Source organism: Ruegeria sp. CDSC042 (assembly GCF_059610745.1).
Map to the genome: position 1 here is coordinate 732,479 of NZ_JBXWOF010000001.1, position 23,529 is coordinate 756,007.

Here is a 23,529-nt window from a genome sequence, read left to right on the forward strand (position 1 = left end):
CTCGTTATTCAGCGGCCTCAAGGCCATCGCTTCCAAGTATCGGCAGTTGCATCTCAAACACCGCGCCACCGTGCTGGCTGTTGCGCGCGGTCAGCCGTCCCCCATGGTCGTTCACGATACCGGATGAGATGGCAAGCCCCAGACCGACTCCATCGCCGGGTTGTTTGGTCGTGTAGAACGGCTCAAACAGGTTTTCGATGTCTTCAATCCCATAGCCATTATCGCGTACAGTCAGCACCGCTTGGTCACCCGCGGCCAGTATGATTTCAACATCCGGTTCCGATACAGACTTGGTGGCGTCCAAGGCATTACGCAAGAGGTTCACCATCACCTGTTCGATCCGCATGCGGTCGCCCATGACCAATACGGTTTCTTCCGGCAGTATCTGCGTAATCTTGACGTGCCTCTGACGCAGTTGCGGCTCCATCATGGAGAGGGACGAAGCGAGCGCTTCGCCAAGGTTAACTGGTGAAAACGCATCCGCACCCTTGCGGGCATAGGACTTGAGCTGGCGTGTAATTGCGCCCATCCGTTCAATCAGGCCGTCGATGCGGCCAAAGCTGGCCAGCGCCTCTTCGGGGCGGTTCCGTCGCAGCAGCAAACGCGCGCCGGCAAGATAGGTCTTCATTGCAGCCAAAGGTTGATTCAGCTCGTGGCTGACAGCGGCCGACATCTCGCCCAAGGCGGCGAGTTTCGAGCTTTGGGCAAGCGTCTGTTCGGCCACTTCCAGCGTCTTTTCAACCCGTTCCCTCTCAGCGATTTCCCGCTGCAGCCTTGCGTTCAATGCGCGAAGCTCTGCCGACTCGCGCTGGAACAAGGCCATTCTGAACGTGGCCCTACGGCTGAGCGCATAGAAGGCAAGCGCCAACAGAATCGCAAAACCCATGATTTCCAATGCAAGAACGCTGTTTACCTTCTCACGGATCGAGGCGTAGGTAGTGAACGAGGTCATGGTCCAGCCGCGGAATGGAATGCGTGTCTCCATGCGGATCACCGCCTCGCCCTGTAAATAGGCGTCGGGGGGCAGAGCCGTCCAATCGGTCGTAGCCCTGATAGCGCGCTGGATGGCACTTTGCGGCGGCTGCCGCAGCATGGCGGCCCCCTCCTCTACTCCGCGCCATTGCGGTTCAGTCGACAGAATAATGGTGCCCGTACTGTCAGCGACCAGAACAGCATCGGAGATCCCTGCCCAGGCGCGTTCGAATTTCTGCAGATCAACCTCGACAACGATGACACCAAGGATGTCCGACGAGGCCTCCATCCGGCGCGAATAGATAAAGCTGTAACCACCGGATTCCTTTTCAATCACGGTGAAGATGGTCGAGTTTGACCGAATGGAATCTACAAAATACGGCGCGTTCCGGTGCGTCTCGCCCAAGCGATTGCGATCGGTTGCGGCAACAGATCGGCCATCCCGGTCTAAAAGCATCAAGGATGCGGCGCCTATCTCTTCGACAAAAGAAATAAGTCGCTGCGTGGACAGTGTAAAATCGCTGGATTGCAGCGCCGAAATCAGCGTCGGGTCGCGTGCCAATAGCTGCGGTACAATCGCATTTCTGCGCAGCTCGCTCAGCAGGTTCCCGGAATACAGAGCAAGGCGCAGCTCGGCCCGGTTTCGCGTGGATTCAGTAAACCGATCCGTCAGCAGACTGTTGGTTATCCATATCGTCGCAACCGTTGCCAGCAAAAGCACCAATACAGCCGCGCGCAAAGGCCAGCCAAGAGGCGCAGCGCGGAGCGGTTTGAACAGTGCAGACCAGGTAGAGCGTGTGTCGGAACTCATCCACGAAAGTTACGCGGGCTAAGATGCAAGCTCAAGTCACGCCGGTGCGACAATGCCCGACAATGCGCGAAACAATGCCGTTCCATCGGTGCCACCATGCCCTTCGTCTGCCGCCCGTTCGGGATGCGGCATCATACCAAGAACACGGCGGTTTTCAGACAGAATGCCCGCAATGTCGCCAACCGAGCCGTTTGGATTCTCGGTATAGGTGAATGCGATCCGGTCGTGATCCCTGAGCGCGGACAATGTAGCCTCATCCGCGAAATAGTTTCCATCATGATGCGCAATCGGAATGCCGATCACATCGCCAGCGTTATAGCCTTGGGTAAAGGCGCTGTCGCTGGTTGCAACCTTCAGGCCTACGGTACGACAGATATATTTTAGGTTCGCATTGCGCAGCAGAGCGCCGGGCAGAATGCCCGTTTCGGTCAGGATCTGAAAACCGTTACAGATACCAACCGCATACCCACCCCGTTCGGTGTGGTCCACCACGGCCTTGCAGATCGGGGATTGTGCGGCAATCGCTCCGCAGCGCAGGTAGTCTCCATAAGAAAACCCGCCGGGGACACCGACAATGTCCACGCCCTTGGGCAGAGCGGCATCTTTATGCCAGACCATGTCTACCTGGAACCCGGCCTGTTCAAAGGCAACGGCAAGATCCCGATCACAGTTGGAACCGGGGAAAACGATGACAGCTGCGCGCATGGCTAGCCCTCCTGCAAGCGGTTCAGACCAGTTCGATCTCGTAGCGTTCGATGACCGTGTTAGCCAACAGTTTTTCGCACATCTCGGTGACGTCCGATTCCGTCGCACCCTCGGCGAGTTCAAGATCAATCACCTTGCCCTGACGGACGCCTTCGACCTGTTCAAAACCCATGGCACCCAATGCGTGGCGCACCGCTTCACCCTGCGGGTCAAGTACCCCGGTTTTCAGCATCACATGCACACGTGCTTTCATTTACTGCAACTCCAGCTGAGGGCCGGTATTTGAGGCCCGTTCCGTTGTGCGCGGGGATAGCGCGACTGTCGGCGTTCGACAACCCTTGTCAGCACCTACCCGGACCCCTTTAGCGCGGGATAATGCGTATCTATTGCGTTGAAGGTCCCTGTCAGAACCATTTCAACCGCTACGGCAACCAAAATGATGGCCATAACACGGGTGATCACATTGATCATTGTCGGCCCAAAGAACCTGGAAATAGGGTCAGCGAATAACAATCCCAGCCCGACAATAGCGCAGGCAATCAAAACGGCCGCCCCCAATGTTACTACCTCGGCGCCGTCGGGCAAACTATGCGCGAACACAATGGTTGTCGCAATAGTGCCGGGCCCAATCGTCAACGGGATAGCCAGGGGAACAACCGCAATGTTTTTCTTCTGCGCGCCATCTTTAACGGCTTTCTGATCGCTTTCTGACCGGTCAGACGCGTTCAGCATCGACATGCCAACCCCAAGAATGATCAACCCACCAGCGATGCGAAAAGACGGAATGTCGATACCGAAAAGCGCCAGAATTTCTTCGCCGATCAGTACCGAAATCAGTGATACAATCACAACCGTGGCTGTCACAACCATTGCAACGCGTTTACGTTCTGGCGGGCTGTACCCCTCGGTCATGCTGAGGAAGATCGGGATGCCGTATAGCGGGTTGAAAATCGCCAGCAGCGCAGCGAGGAACTTTAAAAATACTGCCTGATCAAATAGCTCGGCCATTTTTGTTCACCCGATTACGCTTGTTCAACAAACAATGCCGGACAAGCTGCGGCCCTGTCAAATACCCGATCTCAAATAAAAACGCCGCCCAATATCGGCGGCGTTTTTGCGTTGTTCTTCGGCGTTCGATCAGTTGATCAAGGTCGGTTTGGACACATTGCTTTTCGGCAGAACGCCTAGTCGACGCGCAACTTCCGAATAGGCGTCGGTCAGGCTGCCCAGGTCGCGGCGGAACACGTCCTTGTCCAGCTTCTGGCCGGTTTCGATATCCCAAAGACGGCAGCTGTCTGGGCTGATTTCATCCGCTATGATCAGGCGCTGGAAGTCACCTTCATAGACGCGACCGATTTCAATTTTGAAATCGACCAGACGAATGCCAACCGCCAGCATCACACCGCTCATGAAATCATTCACCCGCAATGCTAGGCTAAGAATGTCTTCCATGTCCTGCTGGCTGGCCCAGCCAAAGGCGGCGATATGTTCTTCGGTGACAAGAGGATCACCCAACGCATCGTCCTTGTAGCAGTATTCTACTATCGGGCGCGGCAGCTGTGTCCCCTCGGCAATGCCAAGGCGTTTGGACATCGTGCCAGCCGCGAAATTGCGCACAATAACTTCAAGCGGTACGATTTCGCAGTTGCGGACCAACTGTTCGCGCATGTTCAGGCGACGGATGAAATGGGTCGGTACACCGATTTGATTCAGTCCGTTCATGAAGTATTCGCTCAGGCGGTTGTTCAGCACACCTTTCCCGTCGATCACGTCCTTCTTTTCAGCGTTGAAGGCGGTGGCGTCATCCTTGAAATACTGCACGATTGTACCCGGTTCAGGGCCTTCATACAAAATCTTGGCCTTACCTTCGTAAATTTTCTTGCGACGCGCCATGAGCGACCTTTCCAGACTGTCGCGAGGGAAAAAGTTCCTTCGCCTTGGCGCTCTCTTAGTCCAACCCCCACCTTCCCGCAAGTTCCGAGGACCGAGAGGCTTTGACGCAGCGCAAATACCTTGCACCCGGATCGTCGTATCGTCATATCATTAAGGAAAGAACTACCAACCCAAGGGGTCCAACTGATGACTACGTTTGACGAGCGCGAAAATGCATTCGAAGCAAAATTCGCCCATGATGAAGAAATGCAGTTCAAAGCACAGGCGCGTTGCAACAAACTGCTTGGCCTTTGGGCGGCCGAAAAACTGGGCAAAACCGGTAGTGAAGCCGATGAATACGCAAAATCCGTTGTGATTTCAGACCTGGAAGAAACCGGGCACGAAGATGTCGTGCGCAAAGTTTCCGGCGATCTCGGGGATCTGTCTTCGGATGACGATATCCGTGCAAAGATGGCCGAGTTTCTGGTCGAGGCCAAAGCACAGGTTCTCAACGAAACTAACTAAGGTCTCCCCGCAATATTCATGATCTTCATGAGATTTATGAATTTGATTTGACGCCCCGGTCATGAGACACGGGGCGTCTCGCATTTTTAGCGCGGCTCGCCAGTTTCGGAATATTCTTATGACAAATGCGCTCAGCAAACTTCTGGACTCCAACACGACTCTTTTGGCGGATGGAGCAACAGGTACAAACCTATTCAACATGGGCCTGCAGTCGGGCGACGCCCCCGAGCTTTGGAACGTGGATGCGCCGGATAAAATCCGCGCGCTGTATCAGGGTTCGGTGGACGCAGGCAGCGACCTTTTCCTGACCAATACATTCGGCGGGACATCTGCACGTCTCAAACTGCACGAGGCTCAGAACCGGGTCGCTGAACTGAACCGCGCAGGCGCAGAACTTGGCCGTGAGGTTGCTGACAAAGCCAACCGTCCGGTTATCGTCGCGGGATCGGTCGGACCAACCGGCGAGATCATGCAGCCTGTTGGCGCCCTGTCCCATGCCGATGCCGTGGAAATGTTCCACGAACAGGCGCAGGCATTGAAGGACGGCGGTGTCGATGTTCTTTGGGTCGAAACCATCAGCGCCCCAGAAGAGTTCAGGGCCGCGGCAGAAGCCTTTGCGCTGGTCGATATGCCTTGGTGTGGCACGATGAGCTTTGACACGGCTGGCCGCACAATGATGGGTGTCACATCCGCCGACTTTGCTCAGTTGGTTGAAACGCTCCCTAACCCGCCGGTTGCCTTTGGCGCAAATTGCGGGACTGGCGCGTCTGATATTCTGCGCACTGTCCTTGGATTTGTCGCACAAGGTACGGAACGGCCTCTGATATCAAAAGGCAATGCCGGTATTCCGAAATATGTGGATGGACATATTCATTATGACGGCACGCCGGAACTGATGGGCCATTATGCGACCATGGCACGAGAGGCTGGCGCAAGCATTATCGGCGGGTGTTGCGGCACAATGCCCGAGCATCTGCGGCACATGAGAGCTGCGCTTGACGCTGCCCCCTCCGGTATACGCCCAACCCTTGATCAGATCACGGACGCGCTGGGCCCGTTCTCATCCGCAACTGACGGGACTGGCGAGTCTGCCCTTCCGGAACGCCGCGTGCGTAAACGCCGCCGCGCCTGACAACCTCAACGCCCTTCGAATTTCGGGGGGCGTTTTTGCATGAAGGCAACGACGCCTTCGGAAAAGTCTCGGCTGCGGCCACATTCACCTTGCAGATGCGCCTCTGCCTCGAGCTGTTGCGGCAGAGTGTTTTCATAGGTGCCGCGAATAGCCTTTTTGATGGCGCCAAACCCTGAGGTTGGACCTTTGGCCAGATACATGGCCCGCTTGCGCCAATGCGCTTCGAACTCCGCGTCGGGAACGGCTTCCCAGATCAGGCCCCAGTCGTCGGCCTGACGAGCACTGATCTTATCGGCAAAAAGAGCAGCGCCCATGGCTTTGGCGAACCCCATCTGGCGCGGCATAAACCAGGTGCCTCCAGCGTCGGGCAACAGGCCGATACGGGCAAAAGCCTGCAGGAAATAAGCACTCTCCGTCGCGATCACGATATCCGCGCATAGCGCCAGATTGGCCCCTGCCCCCGCAGCAGCGCCATTTACTGCGGCGATTGTTGGAACCGGGCAATTATAGATTGCTTCAAGCATGGGCTCGTATTCGTCGCGCAGCGTGCGCTCAAGATCAATCTTCCCGGTGCTTGAGGCATCACCTAAATCCTGACCCGAGCAAAAAGCGTTTCCCTTACCGGTCAAAACAATCGCGCGGGCATGGGTGGCAGCGTGTTTCATCGCGTGCGTGACTTCGGCCCGCAACTGAGCGGTCATTGCGTTCAACTTCTCTGGGCGGTTCAGAGTTACCACTGCTAGATCATCCGCAATGTCCAACAGGATCGCTTCGTATTCCATCCACCCCTCCAAGGTTCGCTGCGCCTGCGACCCTGCCTCAATTTCCAATGAAGGAAAAGGTGAACCGAAGGTCAATCTTTGAGGATTTCGCGTAATCGTTCTTTCTCGGCGTCGCTAAGGAGGCCGTCACCTTCCCTTCGGTCCTGTTCCGCCGATCTTTTGCGTAAAAAGCTGAAACCAGTCGCCACAGCGATCAAAAGCATGATCGGACCGGCCAGCCACAAAAGGATGTTCGATCCTGACGTTGTTGGCCTTAGCAAAACATATTCGCCGTAGCGATCAACGATAAAGTCAATCGCCTGTCCATCTGTATCGCCGGCCACCAGGCGTTCGCGCAATAACAGGCGCAAGTCACGGGCCAATCCTGCATTGCTTTCGTCTATACTTTCGTTGCGGCAAACCAGACAGCGCAAGCCGGCACTCAGATCCCGCGCCCTCTGTTCCAGGATCGGATCATCAAGCACCTCGTCAGGTTGGACAGCCATGCTTGGCGTTGCCAGCAAAAGCAGTATCAGTAGAAACCGTTTCATTCCGCCGGAACCCCCTGCGTCGGCGTCTTGCGCGCGCCTGCCGCAACGCGAAAACGCCTGTCGCACAGGCTAAGAACGCCTCCGAGCGCCATCAGTAGGCACCCGCCCCAAATCCAATTCGCTAAAGGCTTGATATAAGTCCGCACGACCCAGCCACCATTTGCCTGCTGATCTCCAATGACGACGTAAAGATCCCTGAGAAACCGATAGTCAATCGCAGCTTCAGTCGTTGGCATCCTTGAAACTGGGTAGTCGCGTTTTTCCGGATGCAGTGTTGCGATTGTTCGACCGGCCTGTTCGACCTTTACATCGGCTGTGGTTGAGAAATAGTTGGGCCCCTCGACATTCCGAACCTGTTCAAGTGTCAGGGTGAACTGGCCAACCTCGAAAGGCTGCCCCGTCTGCGCAACGCGGATATCCTCGACCTCCCATGCGGTCAGCCCGGCGATGGCAAAGATCGTAACCCCCAGTCCGGTATGGGCTGCAGCCTTGCCCCAATCGGCACCGGGCAGTCTGAACAGACGCTGCAGGTTGTTTTTTCTTCCAGTACGGCTCCAAAGGTCCACAATAGCGCCAAATGTGATCCAGGCCCCCAGAAACAGCCCCACGGGTCCCAATGCGCTGCGACCGGTCTGCATGACCCAAACGAGCAAGCCAAGCGCAACCGCCAGAAGGAATGCGAACCGCAACGAATGCGCCGCCTTGCCAAGCTTTCCACGTTTCCACGGAAGCATTGCACCAAGCGGTAATACAATCCCCAGCGCAACCATGAACGGTGTGAACGCCGCATTAAAGAACGGCGCGCCGACCGAGAGTTTGCGATCAAATGCCATCTCGGCCACCATCGGCCACAAGGTTCCGAAGAACACAACGAAACAGCTGACCGCCAGTAGAATATTGTTCAGCACCAGGGCGCTTTCGCGGCTGACCATACCAAACACGCCCTTGGCCTCCATCGCTTGCGCGCGTGCCGCATAGAGTGTCAACGCACCGCCAATGAAGACCACAAGAATGATCAGGATAAACACGCCGCGTTCAGGATCATTGGCAAAGGCATGTACCGAAGTCAAAAGCCCCGATCGCACAATGAACGTCCCGATCAGCGAAAAGCCAAAGGCGATAATCGCCAGAAGGATGGTCCAGCTCTTCAGCGCTTCACGCTTTTCGACCACGATAGCAGAATGCAACAGGGCTGCCGCCAATAGCCACGGCATGAAAGAAGCGTTTTCGACCGGATCCCAGAACCAGAACCCGCCCCAGCCCAGCTCGTAGTAGGCCCACCAGGATCCAAGCGCGATCCCAATGGTCAGAAAAATCCATGCGGCCAGCGTCCAGGGACGCACCCACCTCCCCCAAGAGGCATCCACGCGCCCTTCGATCAGCGCGGCCACTGCAAAGCTGAATGCCATGCTCAGGCCGACATAGCCCAGATACAGAAACGGCGGGTGGAATGCCAAACCTGGATCTTGCAATAATGGGTTGAGATCCCGCCCATCGAACGGGGCGATAATCAGACGGTCAAATGGGTTCGAGGTGAGCAGGATAAAAGCGTAAAACGCCACCCCTACGGCCGCCTGAACCGCCAGCACGCGCGCTTTGAGCGTCGGAGGTAACCCTGCGCCAAAAAAAGCGGCCATGGCCCCGAAAACTGCGACGATCAGGACCCACAGTAACATTGACCCTTCGTGGTTGCCCCACGTGCCGCTGATTTTATACAGCATCGGTTTGGCGGAATGGCTGTTTTCAACCACTATCCGCAATGAGAAATCAGAGGTGGTAAAGGCCCAGACCAACGCCGCGAAAGAGAAGGCGACTAACAGAAACTGTGCAATAGCGGCGGTTTCTGCGAAGGACATCCAGCCAGTCCACCGTTTCGCCGCCCCTATCAGCGGAATGACCGTCTGAACGATGGCGACGAGAAAGGCGAGTATCAGCGCGAAGTGACCAAGTTCTGTAATCATGGTCCCGCATATATTCCTGTTGAGGGACAATCACCAATCACTTTCGCCTCTGCAGGACGCACATAGTGTCGCGGGTCAGGCGGACCGACCCCGCCGCCAATCCTCGAGCGCAGGGTTGAAATCGGGCTTTAGGACCTCATCGGCTAAGCCTGCATCTGTCCCAGTATCAGCGACCCCAATCAAACGGTCCCGCATCTCTGCCAGTGTTTCGATGTTTTCCATAACTTTCGGAGTACGTGTCATCGTTGCCGAAATTTCACGCTGCAGATCCTGCACCTTGGTCTGGTGTCTTGCGCCGAAATAGAACGAGACGACCACGCCCAACAACCACCACAAGGGCTCAGGCACCAACGCAATCCCCTGCATCCGAGCGGCAAACCAAAGCGGATCTACCATAGCGGCGACAAACAGTCCCAATGTTCCCAAGGCCATGGCGGGGCGCGGCAGCCGGTTGAGCCCATCCATAAAACGGTCAAATGCACCTTTTTGAACCCGCTCGAACTCAGCCCTATACTGTTCCAGTACTCCCTGTTGTCGCGTCAGGTCGCGTTTAGCGCCCTGCTCAGCATTTTCACGAAAGACTTCGGTTGTTTCACGCACGACATTCCGGCCCTCGCCAAACAAGAACGCAAATATCCCCGAGATCAGCCCCATTCAGAAACCCTCCTTTGAAATTCTGCGTCGCTAAGATGATAGGTCGGTGACAGGAATTCCTCAGCGCGTCGTATCCAGCCACCTTTTGCCCCAGACCGGGACCGAGCATATTTGCGAGAGGCTGGACGATGTTCCGCTATCCGGAAATAATAGTTTCTCCTGGCAACGCCATAGGCATCCCGCAGCGCGACAGGGTCCGGTTCAGACGCAGCACTACAAGCCTGCGCCGTCTGCGGGCCTACAACGCCATCTACGACGACACGATACCCCATTTCACGCAGCAAATGTTGCATAATTTTAACAGCTTGAGCGCCTGAATTCACGTACATGTCGAAGACAGATGGCTGCAGAATGTTAGGCAGTAGGTGTAATCGCGGTTTTGAGAAATAGTGGCGGATAAAGATTTCAACGGCCTGCGACCGGCTCAGCCGCCTTACATCGGATACATCAACCATCCCGTCCTGCGTCAGGTCCAGTTGCAATCTGCGCATGGTATGGACTGTTACACCGAATTTTGTCGCTCCACCCGGATCGTCGGGGTCATCGACAAAACCACCTTCACGCGTAACTATCTGTTCCGCGATCTGCCGAACCGTCTGCATGTACTGTTCTCCAACTTGGGACAGACAAACGCTCGGACAATTCTGTTAATACAGCGAAAATAGAAAGGGCGCTGCATATCGATCCACGCAACGCCCGAATTCCGATCTCAAAGCCTATGGCTCAGCTCTCGCCGGCCTCCTTGTAAATACCTTGTTCTTTCAACGCGTCCACAACCTCTTTTGGCATATAGGTCTCATCGTGTTTCGCAAGAATTTCTGAGGCTTCAAAGACTCCGTTTACGTAGCTTCCGGTGCCAATCATACCCTGGTTTTCCGAGAACAAATCAGGCAAAACTCCAGTAAACGTGACCGGCACACTTTCGCCTCCGTCCGTCACCACAAAACGCACGGTTTCCCCTTGCCCCCGCACGATCGAACCCTCTTCGACCAGACCACCGATCCGGAATACTTCAGTCGGTTTTGGCGGCTCTGCCATTACTTCACTGGGCGAGCGGAAGAAATTGATGCCGTCCTGCATAGCGTATCCGATCAACGCCGTAGACACTGCCAAAGCAACGATTGACAGAAGGATGATCTGAACGCGACGACGTTTCTTGAGCGTTTTCATTTGTTCCTCATGGGAAAAGTGGGGCCATCATCAGACCCGCAGTTTCAGCTTCACCTAACATTAGGTTAGCGTTCTGCAAGGCTTGGCCACTGCTACCTTTTGTCAGGTTATCCAGTGCTCCGATCACAATGGCGCGCCTCTCGATCCGGTCGCTGACCACGCCGATATGGCAGAAATTCGAGCCGCGCACATGGTGGGTCGAGGGTGTTTCGCCAAATGGCAGAATCTGGATAAATGGTTCGCTTTCATAGGTTTTCACGAGCGCTTCATAAACGCTCGTGGGGTCACCTTTGACATATGTAGTGGCTAGGATACCCCGGTTTGCTGGAACCAGATGTGGAGTGAACTGAACATTGACCGGGCGCCCTGCAAGGGCAGAAAATTCTTGATCGAATTCCCCCAAATGCCGATGCGTACCGCCAACAGCATATGCGTTATACCCTTCGCTAAGTTCGGCATGCAGCAGGTTTTCTTTCAGCGACCGCCCGGCACCAGACACCGCGCATTTGAGGTCCAGAATGATGTCATCCAGATCAATGACACCAGCCGAAATCAAGGGGCGCAAAACATATTGTCCGGTGGCGGCGTTGCAGCCTGTTCCGGCAACCAAGCGGGCCGTGCGAATTTGATTGCGATAAAACTCGGTCAGGCCGTAAACGGCCTCCTCCTGCTGCTCCAAAGCCGCATGAGGGTTGCCATACCATTTTTCATATTCCTCAGGGTCGCGTAGCCGGAAATCGGCGGACAGGTCGATGATTTTAAGGTCCTTCGGCAGATCGCGGATAACTTCCTGGCTGGTTTTATGTGGCAGCGCGCAAAAGCACAGGTCGATCCCTGAAAAGTCGATTTCCGAAATCTTGCAAAGAACCGGTAATTCCAGGTGCCGCAAATGTGGAAATACCTGCGCCATCGGCTGTCCGGCTTTCCGCTCGGCAGAAAGTGCAGCGATTTCCATATTCGGATGCTCGGCGATCAACCGAACCAGTTCAGCGCCGGTATAACCCGAAGCGCCCAGAATTGCGATTTTGTGGGTCATCTTGGACCTCTTGAAACTGTATGCCACTGTTCATGCCCGCCACTGTGACGGTCATGGGATTACGGGTTCTTTCAGGCCGCGTCTTTGACCAAAGTCAGACAGCCTCGAAAGTAATTTGTCGTCGGAGGAACTGGGTGGCGCGATCACTGACAACGCCTGGCTTACCAGTGGTCAGATAACCGCCCTTCGCCGCACCCTGCATGTTCGGGTGCCGCTGCAAATAGTCTGCCAGACTTTCTGCAACCAGATCACCCTGGCTGAACACCTCAACGTCGGGTCCTAAGGCCTTCTGAAACGCCTCAGCCATTAAGGGATAGTGCGTACAGCCCAGAATTGCGGCCTGAGGCTCTGGCATCTTGCGTTTCAGGGCGTCCACATGGCTTCGCACCAGCGCTTCGGCCAGGATCATGTCGCCTTCCTCGATTGCATCAACGACCCCACCGCAGGCCTGCGCCTCAACATCTACGCCAATCGCACGAAAGGCCAATTCGCGTTGAAACGCGCGACTGGATACGGTGGCCGGGGTCGCAAACAAAGCGACATGTTTGACCGCGACTTCACGCGGCGGGCTGTTGTCGCCCCATTGCCGCTCAGTCAGCGCTTCAATCAATGGAACAAAAACGCCCAAGACGCGCTTGCCTTGAGGCACCCCCTCTTCTTGCATCCGCCGCAAAGCAGCAGCGCTGGCCGTATTGCAGGCCAGAATCGCCAGATCACATCCCCGGTTCCAGAGGTCGTTCACCGCACCCCGGGTCAGCTCATAGATATTCTCTACATCACGCACCCCGTAAGGCGCATGTGCGCTGTCCGCGTAATACAGGAAATCAACGTCGGGAAGACGTTTCTGCGCGGCGTTCAGAACGGTCAGACCGCCCAAACCAGAATCAAAAATGCCTACTGCCATTTGCCCCTTTAGGCGCGATGCCGTTCCTCAAATTCATAGCCATAGTCATAAGACTTTAGTGGCTTTGGAGACAGCTCATACGTTGCTTTGCGCAAGAAATCCATCATCTTGCGCGTATCCTTGGCCAACGGGTCCAGAACGTCGCGGCCGATGGGCTCTCCGATCACCACTTGGACCGGGGTATCAACGCGTTTTTTGAATTCCTTGATCAGCAATCCCATGCGCAATGTATTGTGCAGATGGCTGGCGATCTGAAACAGGCGTGAGGTATGACCGTCAAAAAAGACCGGCACAACTGTCGCGTCTGATTTGGCAACCATCCGCGCCGTGAAGCCACGCCAGCCCGGGTCCATCGGGTACGAGAAAGGCTTTGCCCCTGTGCTGACGGTACCGCCGGGAAATATGCCAATCGCACCGCCCTCGCCCAGATAGTTCAAAGCTTTCTTGCGGGTCTCCAGGTTCTGCTTCATCGCAGCTTTTGTATCGTCGAATGAAATCGGCAGAACGACCCGATTCAGATCCTCTGCCTTACGAAACACATGGTTGGCCAGAATGCGAAAATCCCCACGCGTACTGGACAACATGTGCCCCATCATCAACCCATCCAGAATTCCATATGGGTGATTGGCAATCAGAATCAGAGGGCCATCACGGGGAATATTAGACAATGACCCGCCAACCACATCCAGAGACAAACCGTATCTCTCAACCATGACCGACCAGAAATCTCGCCCGTTGGCCACGTCTTTTTCGTACCCATCAGCACGCCTGATAAGGCGCAGGCGGCCTGTGGTGTTCTCCATAAGCTTGATGATCATCCGTCCGCTTTTGGTTTCAGCGGAATAGGCATAAGAAATGTCACGTGCAACATGGCGTCGCGAGGGCATGGAAGTCTCCGGTTTTGTACCTGCATTTTAAATGCAAGTAACAATTTTGCCTAGCTGTCGTGACACGGTTGTGACGAATTACTCGGCGGCGGCCTGAAATTCAGGTCCTCCGTTCCGTATCGTGGTCAACAATTCCTCTCTGCGTTTGGCGGCGCTCGCCTCATTCGCCTTAAGGACGGGTCCAAAACCTTTGATATCCAAGGGCAACTTGGCGAGTGAAATTACGGCATCCTTTGTTTGGATGGAAATCAGCGGAGTGATCTCTTTGAGATCACGCTCATATTGCTTGATCAGCGCGCGCTCCATTCGACGTTCGACACTATAGCCAAAGATATCCAGCGGAGTACCTCGAAGAACTTTTAGCCGAGACATGAATTTCAGCGGCTTCAGCATCCATTCGCCGAAACTCCGTTTGCGGGGTCGGCCATCTGGTCCTTTGCCACCAAGCAGCGGTGGGGCAAGGTGGAAAGTCATTTTGAATTCGCCATCAAATTCAGCGGCGGCTTTCTCCCGACTGGACAGTAACAACCGGGCCACTTCGTATTCGTCCTTGTAAGACAACAGCTTATGATACCCTTTTGCGACAGCATCACGAATTTCTGCATCCTCAAACGAGTCAACAATTTTGCGGTAGCGTTTCGCCAAACGAGCGCTTTGATACTGGGTCAGATGATCTGCGCGGAACGCGATGACCTGCTCTGGTGATTTCGGGAGGTCGGAAACACCTGGCCGTAGAATCTCATCGACTTTTTCCGGGTGTAAAACCGCCCAACGACCGATCTCAAAGGCTCTTTTATTGCGTTCTACCGCCGTTCCGTTCAGATCAATGGCTGCAATCACCGCATCGAGGCTGACGGGTATCAGCCCGCGCTGCCATGCGGCCCCAAAAACCATCATGTTCGAATAGATTGAGTCTCCCATCACTGCGCGCGCAAGCTCAGTGGCATCAAACAGGGAAACGTCTTCTTTCAATCGTGCTTGCAGCGCCAATTCCAGCCTCTCACCAGGAATCCTAAACTTAGTGTCGCGCGTGAAATCACCGGTAACGGTTTCGTGGCTGTTGACCACCGCTCCGGTTTGACCCAAGCGTGTCAGGCCAAGTGTTTTGGCCCCGGCGGACACAACCAAATCACCACCGATCAATGTGTCGGCTTCACCCGTTGCCACACGTATTGCACTGATATCTTCTGGCCGGTTGGCAATACGGCAATGAATATGAACCGCACCGCCTTTCTGGGCCAAGCCTGCCATCTCCATCATTCCGGCGCCTTTGCCGTCAATCTGGGCCGCCTGTGCCAGAATTGCCCCCAGCGTGACAACTCCGGTCCCACCGATGCCGGTTATGACAACATTATGTGTGCCCATGATTTCAGGCAGCTCGGGCATCGGAAGATCGGGCAGATCAAGTTCGGTCGTCGCTTCTTTGCGAATCTTCGCGCCTTCCAGCGTTACAAAGGAGGGGCAGAACCCACTCAGACACGAAAAATCCTTGTTACAGCTCGATTGGTCAATCGCGCGCTTCCGGCCAAGTTCGGTTTCCTTGGGAACAATCGAAACACAGTTCGATTGGATGCCGCAGTCACCGCAGCCCTCACAGACATCCGTATTGATAAAGACCCTTTTGTCTGGGTCGGGAAAGGTTCCGCGTTTACGGCGACGGCGTTTCTCAGCGGCACAGGTCTGGACATAGACGATGACCGAGACGCCCTCATAGGTGCGGAATTTCTCTTGCACATTCATCAGTTCGGCGCGCTCAAAGCTCTCTACTCCTGCGGGTAAGGCTTTGAAGTTTACATCTTCTTTTTCGTCATAGACCAGCGCGACATGTGTGACGCCCATAGCCTTGACCTCGGCCGCGATCCTTTCGGCGGTCAGATCACCCTCATTGCCCTGCCCGCCCGTCATTGCGACTGCATCGTTGAACAGAATCTTGAAGGTGATGTTCGTACCCGCCGACAAAGCTGCCCGGATCGCCTGAACACCGGAATGGTTATAGGTGCCGTCTCCGAGGTTCTGGAACACATGATTGGTGGTCGAGAACGGCTCTTCCCCGATCCAGTTTGCCCCTTCGCCACCCATCTGAGTAAAGCCGAATGTGCTTCGATCCATCCATTGAACCATGTAATGGCATCCGATGCCTGCATAGGCCCGGCTTCCGTCTGGTACCTTGGTCGAACTGTTATGCGGGCATCCAGAACAAAAATACGGAAGGCGCGAGGCTATTTCCTCGGCATTGTCCGCCCGGCGCGCTTCGGTCAACTTGGTCAAACCTGCGCGGACCCCGTCGGTATCACGGCCTTCTTCAATCAGGATACCGCCCAGCTTTTCTGCGATCATGTTCGGATCAAGGGCACCGCGGGTGGGAAACAGCTCTTCCCGATGCAGCGTCCCAGCACCGCCCTTGTACCAGCCATAGACTCGTCGACCACGGCGGTCGTCAAAGATCGCTTCTTTGACCTGAACCTCGATCAGCTTGCGTTTTTCCTCAACGATTACGATCAGGTCCAGACCCTCTGCCCAGTCGTGAAATCCGGCCATGTCCAGTGGGAACGTCTGTCCGACCTTATAGGTCGTGATGCCAAGGCGCTCGGCTTCGGCCTCATCAATATTCAGCAGGGAAAGCGCATGGGCGAGGTCCAGCCAGTTCTTGCCAGCGGCCACCAGTCCGATCTTTGCACCGGGTTTGCCCCAGACACGTTTGTCCATCCGGTTGGCCCGTGAAAACGTTTCAGCCGCAAAACGCTTGTAATCAATAATGCGCTCTTCCTGCAGATGAGGCGTATCGCCAAGCCGGATGTTCAGCCCTCCTTCGGGCATATCAAACTCGGGCACCACGACTTTCATGCGATCGGGGTTGCCATCAACGACCGAAGTCACCTCTATCGTGTCCTTCATGGTCTTGAGGCCGACCCAGACACCGGCGAACCGACTGAGCGCGAATCCGTAAACGCCGTAGTCGAGTATCTCCTGTACTCCGGCCGGGCTGACCACTGGCATGTACATATCAACCAGCGACCACTCGGACTGATGCAGCACGGTCGAGCTTTCGCCCGTGTGATCATCCCCCATGGCCATCAGAACGCCACCATGTGCCGCCGTCCCTGCCATATTGGCATGGCGCATCACGTCGCCTGACCGATCTACACCAGGTCCTTTTCCGTACCACAGACCAAAGACGCCATCGAACTTGCCGTCACCCCTTAACCCGGCCTGCTGGCTGCCCCAAAGCGCGGTTGCCGCAAGATCCTCGTTCAGACCGTATTGAAAAGTGACATCGCTTTCTGTCAGCTGTTTCTGCGCGCGCATCATCTGCTGGTCGACCGCTCCAAGAGGCGATCCGCGGTATCCCGTCACCAATCCTGCAGTGTTCAGACCCGATTTCGTGTCGCGCGCCTTTTGCATCAGCATAAGGCGCACAAGCGCCTGAGTGCCGTTCAATAGAACCGTGTTTTTATTTAGGTCGAAACGGTCGTTCAAAGAAATTTGTGGCTTACTCATCAAACGCCTCCCCTCGTCAGATCAGTGTGCTTCATCTGCTTCCATATTAGGTCATAATAACTGACCTGCCTAGAGCTTATCCTCTGAAACGCAAGGATTTCGCCGTTTGAATGTGGAAGTTGTCACCTATTTCATATAGGCGTTCGGCAGGATAACGAAAGTTGCGGCGATGGATTGGGACAAGCTTAGGATATTTCACGCGGTTGCAGATGCGGGCAGCCTGACACATGCAGGCGATAAGCTGAACCTATCTCAATCGGCAGTCAGCAGACAAATTCGGGCATTGGAAGAGTCACTTGATTCGACGTTGTTCCATCGTCACGCCCGCGGTCTGATTCTGACCGAACAGGGTGAGCTGCTGTTCGACGCCACCTCGGCAATGTCCAAGCGACTGGACGCGGCAGCGGCGCGCATACGAGACAGCGAAGAAGAAGTCTTTGGTGTGCTACGGGTCACAACCACATTTGGGTTCGGGACCCTATGGCTCGCTCCGAGGTTGCCAAAGCTGTATGAACAATACCCGGACCTAAATATCGACCTCATGCTTGAGGAACGCGTTCTTGACCTGCCAATGCGCGAGGCCGATGTCGCCATCCGTATGAAAGAGCCTAGCCAGGCTGATCTGGTGCGCAAGCGCCTGATGACAGTACAGATGCTGCTTTATGCTACCCCGGAATATCTTAAGGAAAGCGGTCAACCTGCCTCCCTCGAAGAAATCTCGAGCCATCGACTTATCTGTCAGACCCCCTCAGCCCCCCAAGTAGGGGCCAGTGCGGCAATGGTACGGCATCTGATGACCTATAACCCGGCGTCGTTGCTGACAGTGAACAACTATTTCGGTGTCTTGCAGGGCGTACTGCACAATCTGGGAATTGGCTTGCTGCCCGATTATGTCACGCATGATTTCCCGCATCTGCTGCCGGTACTTTCAGACATCGAAACGGCTGACGTTCCTGTTTATCTCGCCTACCCCGAAGAGTTACGCCATTCCAAACGCGTAGCAGCCTTCCGCGATTTTGTGCAGGACGAGATCATCGCGCAGCGTAAACACCTGAAGAAAATGGGGAAACTATAGCTATGCGTCAACGTCATAGCGGACATGACGGACTATCACACTGAAACGCCTTGATCGTTATCAAGCTGATGCCTAAATGAGCACTCGAAGGCGGTGATGCTGTAACGCTCATCATCTTCATACCTCCCTGTTGGACTACGGCCGAGCTTAGTGCTCGGCCTTTTTTTTGGTCCTGGCTTAATCGGTGACACCGAACAGCCGAAAACTGCTGGGAAATTTCCACCTCCGCGCCTATGATCCCGTAAAAGATCAAAAATTCGTGTTCGAGGGAAAATTCATGCACCATCCACTCCGCCTATTACTGGCGTTGATTTCCGCCATTCTTCTTGCGGTACCAGTACACGCACAAGACAGTGGGACCGCGTCGTCTACGGTCACAATTCCAGAGGACCTGACGCCCGATCAGGTTGATGGCTTGGTGGCACGTATGTCCGACGATCAGGTTCGCGCCATTTTGCTGGAACGGCTCGACGCGGTTGCAGAAAAGCAGGCGGCAGCAAACGAAAACCATGAAGATCCGCTTACCGAAATCAGTGAAATCTGGGCCGAGATGGTTACCTCTTGGACGCAGGTTTTGACCACATTGCCAAATATCGTCAGCGCCCAGGTTGAGGCGTTCAGCAATTTCTCAGCGAAATTCGGATCTACCGGGGTGTTTGGCCTGTTTGGGCTGATTCTAGCAGTTCTGGTGGCCGGATACGCTGCTGAAAAATTGTTTGGGTTTCTCACCCGCAAATGGCACGAAGAGCCCGATGGGAATTCCGATGCCGATCTTTGGAGCGCGGTACGTTACTTGTTCCGCCGTTTCTGCCGGGAAATCGCAGGACTTGTTGTGTTCTATGTTGTTATCCGGGCGATTGGACGGGGCTTGCTGACGACAGAACAGCTTACCTATGCCGCCCCATTCGTTTTCTACCTGATTTGGATTCCGCGTCTGGGCGCAGCCGCCTCACGCTTTGTACTGGCGCCCAAAAAGCCACATTACCGGTTGGTCAACATAGACGATCATTGGGCCAAATATCTGCATCGCAACCTGATTGGCCTTCTTCTATTGATCGGCCTCACGCTCTTTATCGTACGGTTCAACTTGCTTAACGGTATCACCCCGGCCGATACGCGTATCGGTTTCTGGCTGAACGCTGGCATCCATATATACATTGGGATCATCGCCTGGACCGCGCGCGAAGGGTTGTCTCAGATGATGTTGGGCACGGACCCGGATCACACCAAATTCGATGAAAAGGTCGCTCATTACTATCCCTACTTCGCTATCGGCGTTTCGGTGGTGATATGGTTCCTGGTCGAATTCCTGATCGCACAGCGTGATCCCAGAACACTTGCCCTGCTTGGCAAAGGGCCACATTTCACGACGATGTTCTGGCTGCTGATCGCACCAGCGCTTGATACGCTGATCCGTGGCCTCGTGCGCCATCTTCAACCCCCAATGTTGGGCGACGGACCATTGGCCGAACGCGCCTATAAATCAGCCAAGCGCAGCTATATCCGGATCGGTCGCGTGCTGGCGGGCCTGTTTGTGGTCTTTATGATCGCGCGGGTCTGGCAGCTTGATCTTCGACATGTCGCCTCTGCCGGGATCGGAACCGACGTTGGCGGTACGGTTATCGAATTCCTGATGATCATCGCTGTCGGATACATCTTGAACGAGGTCGTCTCACTATGGATCAACCGTCGTCTTGCCAAGGAACAGACAACGGCAGAAGAGCTGGATGAAGAGGCCGGTGGCGAGGGTGGCGGTGCAGGCGGCTCACGTCTGGCGACGGTTCTTCCCCTGCTGCGGATCACGGCGCAAGTCACGATTGCGGTCATCTTCGGCCTGCTCGCATTGGGCGCGCTGGGCATCAACATCACCCCACTTCTGGCAGGTGCCGGTGTCCTTGGTCTTGCGATCGGTTTCGGCGCTCAGAAGCTGGTGGCTGATATCGTCGGCGGTGTCTTCTTCCTTATCGACGATGCGTTTCGCGTGGGTGAATATGTCGATGTCGGTGGCACCATGGGCACCGTCGAGAAAATCTCGATCCGTTCGATGCAGCTCCGCCATCACCGTGGGCCCGTTCACACGATCCCCTATGGCGAGATTCAAAAGCTGACCAATTTCAGCCGTGACTGGGTGATCATGAAGCTAAAGTTCACCGTGCCGTTTGACACTGATCCCAACAAGGTCAAGAAGATCTTCAAGAAGATCGGCGCCGAGATGATGGCGGACGAAACCCACAAAGAAGGCTTCTTGCAGCCCTTTAAATCGCAAGGTGTTTTCGACTTTGACGATGTTGGCATGATCATCCGCGGCAAGTTCATGGCCAAGCCGGGCAAGCAGTTCACGCTTCGCAAGGAAATCTTCAACCGGGTGAAGGCCGAGTTCAATGCCAATGGCATCGACTTTGCCCGCCGCGAAGTTCGCGTAGCAATTCCTGGTCTGGAAGAGGCCGAGAACCTTACCGAACAACAAAAAGCTGCTGTTGGGGCCGCTGCGGCGGACTCGATCAACAAGGGAGAAACCCCAGCTTAAAGACCAGATACAGACGCCACGCGGCTTTTGGGCCGCCTGGCAGGAAGTACTATAGACGGAACCGGCCACTGGCGCGGTTCCGTTTCTTTTTCTGGGTACACAAAGCGCAGAAAAGCTCGAAATTGGCATATGCCGGTTACGTTATTCGACCCTGCGCTGACTTGGCCCTTCCCACAGACGCGCCCTTGCCCTACAAGGCCCGCAATCTCGGTCACCATGGACACAGGACAGACGATGCAAGAGCCCGCCATCACCCCGGATCTGATTGCCGCGCACGGGTTGAAACCCGAAGAATACGAGATGATCCTGGAGATTATCGGGCGCGAGCCAACCTTTACCGAGTTGGGCATTTTCTCGGCCATGTGGAACGAGCATTGTTCCTACAAATCCTCCAAGAAATGGCTGCGCACCCTGCCCACCTCTGGACCCCAGGTGATCTGCGGACCGGGTGAAAATGCAGGTGTGGTCGATATCGGCGATGGTCAGGCCGTGGTCTTCAAGATGGAAAGCCACAACCATCCGTCTTACATCGAACCCTATCAAGGTGCGGCCACCGGGGTTGGAGGTATCCTGCGCGACGTTTTCACCATGGGTGCGCGCCCAATCGCCTCGATGAACGCGCTGTCTTTTGGTGAACCCGGCCACCACAAGACCCGTCAGCTGGTCAATGGCGTGGTCGAAGGTATCGGCGGCTATGGCAACTGTTTCGGCGTCCCTTGCGTTGGCGGCGAAGTGCGCTTTCACCCGGCCTATAATGGCAACTGCCTTGTGAATGCCTTCGCAGCCGGGCTGGCTGACAGTGACAAGATTTTCTACTCAGCCGCATCGGGCGTCGGCATGCCGGTTGTCTATCTTGGAGCCAAGACCGGACGCGACGGCGTGGGCGGAGCCACCATGGCCAGCGCCGAATTTGACGACACGATCGAGGAAAAGCGCCCCACCGTTCAGGTTGGCGACCCGTTCACCGAAAAACGCCTGATGGAAGCGACGCTGGAGCTGATGCAAACCGGCGCAGTGATCTCGATCCAAGATATGGGCGCGGCGGGCCTGACCTGTTCCGCAGTTGAGATGGGTGACAAAGGCGGTCTGGGCGTTCGGCTTGATCTGGAAAACGTCCCCCAGCGCGAAGAGAACATGACAGCCTATGAGATGATGCTGTCGGAATCCCAAGAACGCATGTTGATGGTTCTCAAACCCGAGCTTGAGGCCGAGGCTCGCGCCGTTTTCGATAAATGGGATCTGGATTTCGCTATCGTGGGTGAAACCGTCGCCGAAGATCGCTTTCTGATCATGCATAATGGTGAGGTCAAAGCCGATCTGGTTCTGTCCAAACTCTCCTCAACCGCGCCCGAATATGATCGCCCGTGGGAGCCTACACCGCAAGCAGAAGATCTGGCCGACGTACCTCAGATCGACCCAATCGACGGTCTGCGCGCCCTGCTCGCTTCGCCCAACTATGCGGGCAAGCAATGGGTTTACGAGCAGTATGACACCATGGTTATGGCCGATTCCGTGCGTACGCCTGGTCTGGGCGCCGGCATGGTTCGTGTACACGGCACCGACAAGGTTCTTGCATTCACCAGTGACGTTACCCCGCGCTATGTGCGAGCCAACCCTGTAGAAGGCGGCAAGCAAGCTGTTGCCGAAGCCTACCGCAACCTGACCGCCGTCGGGGCATTGCCACTAGCGACCACTGACAACCTGAATTTTGGCAACCCGGAAAAGCCCGAGATCATGGGCCAGTTCGTCGGCGCGATCCAAGGCATTGGTAAGGCCGTCGCAGCGTTGGATATGCCCATCGTGTCCGGCAACGTGTCGCTTTACAACGAAACCGACGGTCAAGCGATCCTGCCGACCCCGACAATCGGAGCGGTCGGCCTTCTGGCGCACACGGACGAGATCATAGGTAATGAGGTCCGCGACGGCCACGTGGCTCTGGTCATCGGCGATACGCAGGGGCATCTGGGCCAATCCGCCCTTTTGGCCGAAGTGTTCAACCGCGAAGATGGCGACGCGCCGCATGTCGATCTGGACGCCGAAAAGCGCAACGGAGAGTTCATCCGCGCAAACCGAGAGATGATCAAGGCTTGCACCGATCTTGGCGATGGTGGTCTGGCATTGGCAGCCTTCGAACTGGCCGAAGCAACCGGCGTCGGCATAACGCTTGACGACGCCTCGACCGAATTCCTGTTTGGCGAGGATCAGGCCCGTTATCTGGTCGCCTGCAACTTTGACCAGGCCGAAGCCCTGATGATTGCCGCAGGTCAGGCTGGCGTTCCACTGGTATCGGTCGGGCGGTTCACGGGCGACAGCGTCCGCATCGGCTCTTCTGAGGCCTTGCTTGATGAACTGACTGCCACTTTCCGCAACAGCTTCGCCGAAGCCGTCGCCTGATTTTGGCACCTGCGCTTCTTAAAACCTGCACTTTGACAAGTGCAGGTTTTTGTCATTTCGGGGCGTCTATCTGACCCTTGCGCGCCCCGCCCCG

At 55.6% G+C, this 23,529-nt stretch carries 20 protein-coding genes; 5 read left to right on the forward strand and 15 right to left on the reverse strand.

What is annotated here, in order from left to right; translation table 11 throughout:
- Nucleotides 1–4 precede the first annotated feature (4 nt).
- The 5 genes from AC2FHX_RS03725 to purC all read right to left on the reverse strand — a co-directional run bounded on the left by AC2FHX_RS03725 (nt 5) and on the right by purC (nt 4,381).
- Nucleotides 5–1,783 (reverse strand): sensor histidine kinase, encoded by a 1,779-nt coding sequence (locus AC2FHX_RS03725; RefSeq protein WP_496691283.1) that lies wholly within the window; start codon nt 1,781–1,783, stop codon nt 5–7.
- Between the two features lie 36 nt (nt 1,784–1,819).
- A complete protein-coding gene (gene purQ, locus AC2FHX_RS03730; protein ID WP_142633965.1) occupies nt 1,820–2,488 on the reverse strand; it encodes a phosphoribosylformylglycinamidine synthase subunit PurQ in 669 nt (222 codons plus the stop codon).
- A gap of 22 nt (nt 2,489–2,510) precedes the next feature.
- Nucleotides 2,511–2,741, reverse strand: a complete 231-nt coding sequence (purS, locus tag AC2FHX_RS03735) for a phosphoribosylformylglycinamidine synthase subunit PurS (RefSeq protein WP_271946975.1) — start codon at nt 2,739–2,741, stop codon at nt 2,511–2,513.
- A gap of 95 nt (nt 2,742–2,836) precedes the next feature.
- Nucleotides 2,837–3,496 carry a MarC family protein gene (locus tag AC2FHX_RS03740; RefSeq protein ID WP_271946972.1) on the reverse strand — a complete coding sequence of 220 codons (660 nt, stop codon included), beginning with the start codon at nt 3,494–3,496 and terminating at the stop codon, nt 2,837–2,839.
- A gap of 129 nt (nt 3,497–3,625) precedes the next feature.
- Nucleotides 3,626–4,381, reverse strand: a complete 756-nt coding sequence (gene purC / locus AC2FHX_RS03745; RefSeq protein ID WP_271946969.1) for a phosphoribosylaminoimidazolesuccinocarboxamide synthase — start codon at nt 4,379–4,381, stop codon at nt 3,626–3,628.
- A gap of 186 nt (nt 4,382–4,567) precedes the next feature.
- Between purC and AC2FHX_RS03750 the strand changes: the two genes are divergently transcribed.
- Together AC2FHX_RS03750 and bmt are read left to right on the forward strand one after the other, a co-directional pair.
- On the forward strand, nt 4,568–4,885 hold the full coding sequence (locus tag AC2FHX_RS03750) for a DUF1476 domain-containing protein (protein WP_496700245.1): 318 nt from the start codon (nt 4,568–4,570) through the stop codon (nt 4,883–4,885).
- A gap of 118 nt (nt 4,886–5,003) precedes the next feature.
- On the forward strand, nt 5,004–6,017 hold the full coding sequence (bmt, locus tag AC2FHX_RS03755; RefSeq protein WP_496700244.1) for a betaine--homocysteine S-methyltransferase: 1,014 nt from the start codon (nt 5,004–5,006) through the stop codon (nt 6,015–6,017).
- A 5-nt stretch (nt 6,018–6,022) separates the two neighbouring features.
- Here bmt and AC2FHX_RS03760 read toward each other — a convergent pair whose 3' ends face one another.
- The 10 genes from AC2FHX_RS03760 to AC2FHX_RS03805 all read right to left on the reverse strand — a co-directional run bounded on the left by AC2FHX_RS03760 (nt 6,023) and on the right by AC2FHX_RS03805 (nt 17,439).
- Nucleotides 6,023–6,799: an enoyl-CoA hydratase-related protein gene (locus AC2FHX_RS03760; protein ID WP_142633977.1), complete on the reverse strand. Its 777-nt coding sequence runs from the start codon at nt 6,797–6,799 to the stop codon at nt 6,023–6,025.
- Between the two features lie 71 nt (nt 6,800–6,870).
- Nucleotides 6,871–7,329: a cytochrome c-type biogenesis protein gene (locus AC2FHX_RS03765; protein WP_496691288.1), complete on the reverse strand. Its 459-nt coding sequence runs from the start codon at nt 7,327–7,329 to the stop codon at nt 6,871–6,873.
- Nucleotides 7,326–9,290, reverse strand: a complete 1,965-nt coding sequence (locus AC2FHX_RS03770) for a heme lyase CcmF/NrfE family subunit (protein WP_142633981.1) — start codon at nt 9,288–9,290, stop codon at nt 7,326–7,328. The genes AC2FHX_RS03765 and AC2FHX_RS03770 overlap by 4 nt, the downstream gene beginning before the upstream one ends.
- A gap of 75 nt (nt 9,291–9,365) precedes the next feature.
- Nucleotides 9,366–9,944 carry a holin family protein gene (locus tag AC2FHX_RS03775; RefSeq protein ID WP_496700243.1) on the reverse strand — a complete coding sequence of 193 codons (579 nt, stop codon included), beginning with the start codon at nt 9,942–9,944 and terminating at the stop codon, nt 9,366–9,368.
- Nucleotides 9,935–10,546 (reverse strand): holin-associated N-acetylmuramidase, encoded by a 612-nt coding sequence (locus AC2FHX_RS03780; protein ID WP_496700242.1) that lies wholly within the window; start codon nt 10,544–10,546, stop codon nt 9,935–9,937. The genes AC2FHX_RS03775 and AC2FHX_RS03780 overlap by 10 nt, the downstream gene beginning before the upstream one ends.
- A 121-nt stretch (nt 10,547–10,667) precedes the next feature.
- Complete coding sequence (gene ccmE, locus AC2FHX_RS03785; RefSeq protein WP_142633987.1) at nt 10,668–11,114, reverse strand: cytochrome c maturation protein CcmE; 447 nt, start codon at nt 11,112–11,114, stop codon at nt 10,668–10,670.
- A 7-nt stretch (nt 11,115–11,121) separates the two neighbouring features.
- The gene (gene argC / locus AC2FHX_RS03790) at nt 11,122–12,150 is read right to left on the reverse strand and encodes an N-acetyl-gamma-glutamyl-phosphate reductase (RefSeq protein WP_496700241.1); all 1,029 of its coding nucleotides are present in this window, start codon (nt 12,148–12,150) and stop codon (nt 11,122–11,124) included.
- A gap of 94 nt (nt 12,151–12,244) precedes the next feature.
- A complete protein-coding gene (locus AC2FHX_RS03795) occupies nt 12,245–13,054 on the reverse strand; it encodes a glutamate racemase (protein WP_496700240.1) in 810 nt (269 codons plus the stop codon).
- Between the two features lie 8 nt (nt 13,055–13,062).
- Nucleotides 13,063–13,941: a lysophospholipid acyltransferase family protein gene (locus tag AC2FHX_RS03800; RefSeq protein ID WP_496700239.1), complete on the reverse strand. Its 879-nt coding sequence runs from the start codon at nt 13,939–13,941 to the stop codon at nt 13,063–13,065.
- 78 nt (nt 13,942–14,019) lie between these two features.
- Nucleotides 14,020–17,439 carry an indolepyruvate ferredoxin oxidoreductase family protein gene (locus AC2FHX_RS03805; RefSeq protein WP_496700238.1) on the reverse strand — a complete coding sequence of 1,140 codons (3,420 nt, stop codon included), beginning with the start codon at nt 17,437–17,439 and terminating at the stop codon, nt 14,020–14,022.
- A 169-nt stretch (nt 17,440–17,608) separates the two neighbouring features.
- Between AC2FHX_RS03805 and AC2FHX_RS03810 the strand changes: the two genes are divergently transcribed.
- The 3 genes from AC2FHX_RS03810 to purL all read left to right on the forward strand — a co-directional run bounded on the left by AC2FHX_RS03810 (nt 17,609) and on the right by purL (nt 23,435).
- Nucleotides 17,609–18,514, forward strand: a complete 906-nt coding sequence (locus tag AC2FHX_RS03810; protein ID WP_142633997.1) for a LysR family transcriptional regulator — start codon at nt 17,609–17,611, stop codon at nt 18,512–18,514.
- A gap of 277 nt (nt 18,515–18,791) precedes the next feature.
- Entirely contained in the window at nt 18,792–21,041 is a 2,250-nt protein-coding gene (locus tag AC2FHX_RS03815; RefSeq protein ID WP_271946936.1) for a mechanosensitive ion channel family protein, read from the forward strand.
- 234 nt (nt 21,042–21,275) lie between these two features.
- Nucleotides 21,276–23,435, forward strand: coding sequence for a phosphoribosylformylglycinamidine synthase subunit PurL (purL, locus tag AC2FHX_RS03820; protein WP_496700435.1), 2,160 nt, complete (start codon nt 21,276–21,278; stop codon nt 23,433–23,435).
- The last annotated feature ends 94 nt before the right edge of the window (nt 23,436–23,529 follow it).

Coding starts and splice junctions, on each gene's coding strand:
- AC2FHX_RS03760 (WP_142633977.1), bottom strand. CDS start 6,799: ATGGAATACGAAGCGATCCTGTTGGACATTGCGGATGATCTAGCAGTG.
- purC (WP_271946969.1), bottom strand. CDS start 4,381: ATGGCGCGTCGCAAGAAAATTTACGAAGGTAAGGCCAAGATTTTGTAT.
- purL (WP_496700435.1), top strand. CDS start 21,276: ATGCAAGAGCCCGCCATCACCCCGGATCTGATTGCCGCGCACGGGTTG.
- purQ (WP_142633965.1), bottom strand. CDS start 2,488: ATGCGCGCAGCTGTCATCGTTTTCCCCGGTTCCAACTGTGATCGGGAT.
- AC2FHX_RS03780 (WP_496700242.1), bottom strand. CDS start 10,546: ATGCAGACGGTTCGGCAGATCGCGGAACAGATAGTTACGCGTGAAGGT.
- AC2FHX_RS03725 (WP_496691283.1), bottom strand. CDS start 1,783: ATGAGTTCCGACACACGCTCTACCTGGTCTGCACTGTTCAAACCGCTC.
- AC2FHX_RS03765 (WP_496691288.1), bottom strand. CDS start 7,329: ATGAAACGGTTTCTACTGATACTGCTTTTGCTGGCAACGCCAAGCATG.
- AC2FHX_RS03815 (WP_271946936.1), top strand. CDS start 18,792: ATGCACCATCCACTCCGCCTATTACTGGCGTTGATTTCCGCCATTCTT.
- AC2FHX_RS03810 (WP_142633997.1), top strand. CDS start 17,609: ATGGATTGGGACAAGCTTAGGATATTTCACGCGGTTGCAGATGCGGGC.
- AC2FHX_RS03805 (WP_496700238.1), bottom strand. CDS start 17,439: ATGAGTAAGCCACAAATTTCTTTGAACGACCGTTTCGACCTAAATAAA.
- AC2FHX_RS03750 (WP_496700245.1), top strand. CDS start 4,568: ATGACTACGTTTGACGAGCGCGAAAATGCATTCGAAGCAAAATTCGCC.
- AC2FHX_RS03795 (WP_496700240.1), bottom strand. CDS start 13,054: ATGGCAGTAGGCATTTTTGATTCTGGTTTGGGCGGTCTGACCGTTCTG.
- AC2FHX_RS03800 (WP_496700239.1), bottom strand. CDS start 13,941: ATGCCCTCGCGACGCCATGTTGCACGTGACATTTCTTATGCCTATTCC.
- AC2FHX_RS03775 (WP_496700243.1), bottom strand. CDS start 9,944: ATGGGGCTGATCTCGGGGATATTTGCGTTCTTGTTTGGCGAGGGCCGG.
- AC2FHX_RS03770 (WP_142633981.1), bottom strand. CDS start 9,290: ATGATTACAGAACTTGGTCACTTCGCGCTGATACTCGCCTTTCTCGTC.
- ccmE (WP_142633987.1), bottom strand. CDS start 11,114: ATGAAAACGCTCAAGAAACGTCGTCGCGTTCAGATCATCCTTCTGTCA.
- argC (WP_496700241.1), bottom strand. CDS start 12,150: ATGACCCACAAAATCGCAATTCTGGGCGCTTCGGGTTATACCGGCGCT.
- AC2FHX_RS03740 (WP_271946972.1), bottom strand. CDS start 3,496: ATGGCCGAGCTATTTGATCAGGCAGTATTTTTAAAGTTCCTCGCTGCG.
- bmt (WP_496700244.1), top strand. CDS start 5,004: ATGACAAATGCGCTCAGCAAACTTCTGGACTCCAACACGACTCTTTTG.
- purS (WP_271946975.1), bottom strand. CDS start 2,741: ATGAAAGCACGTGTGCATGTGATGCTGAAAACCGGGGTACTTGACCCG.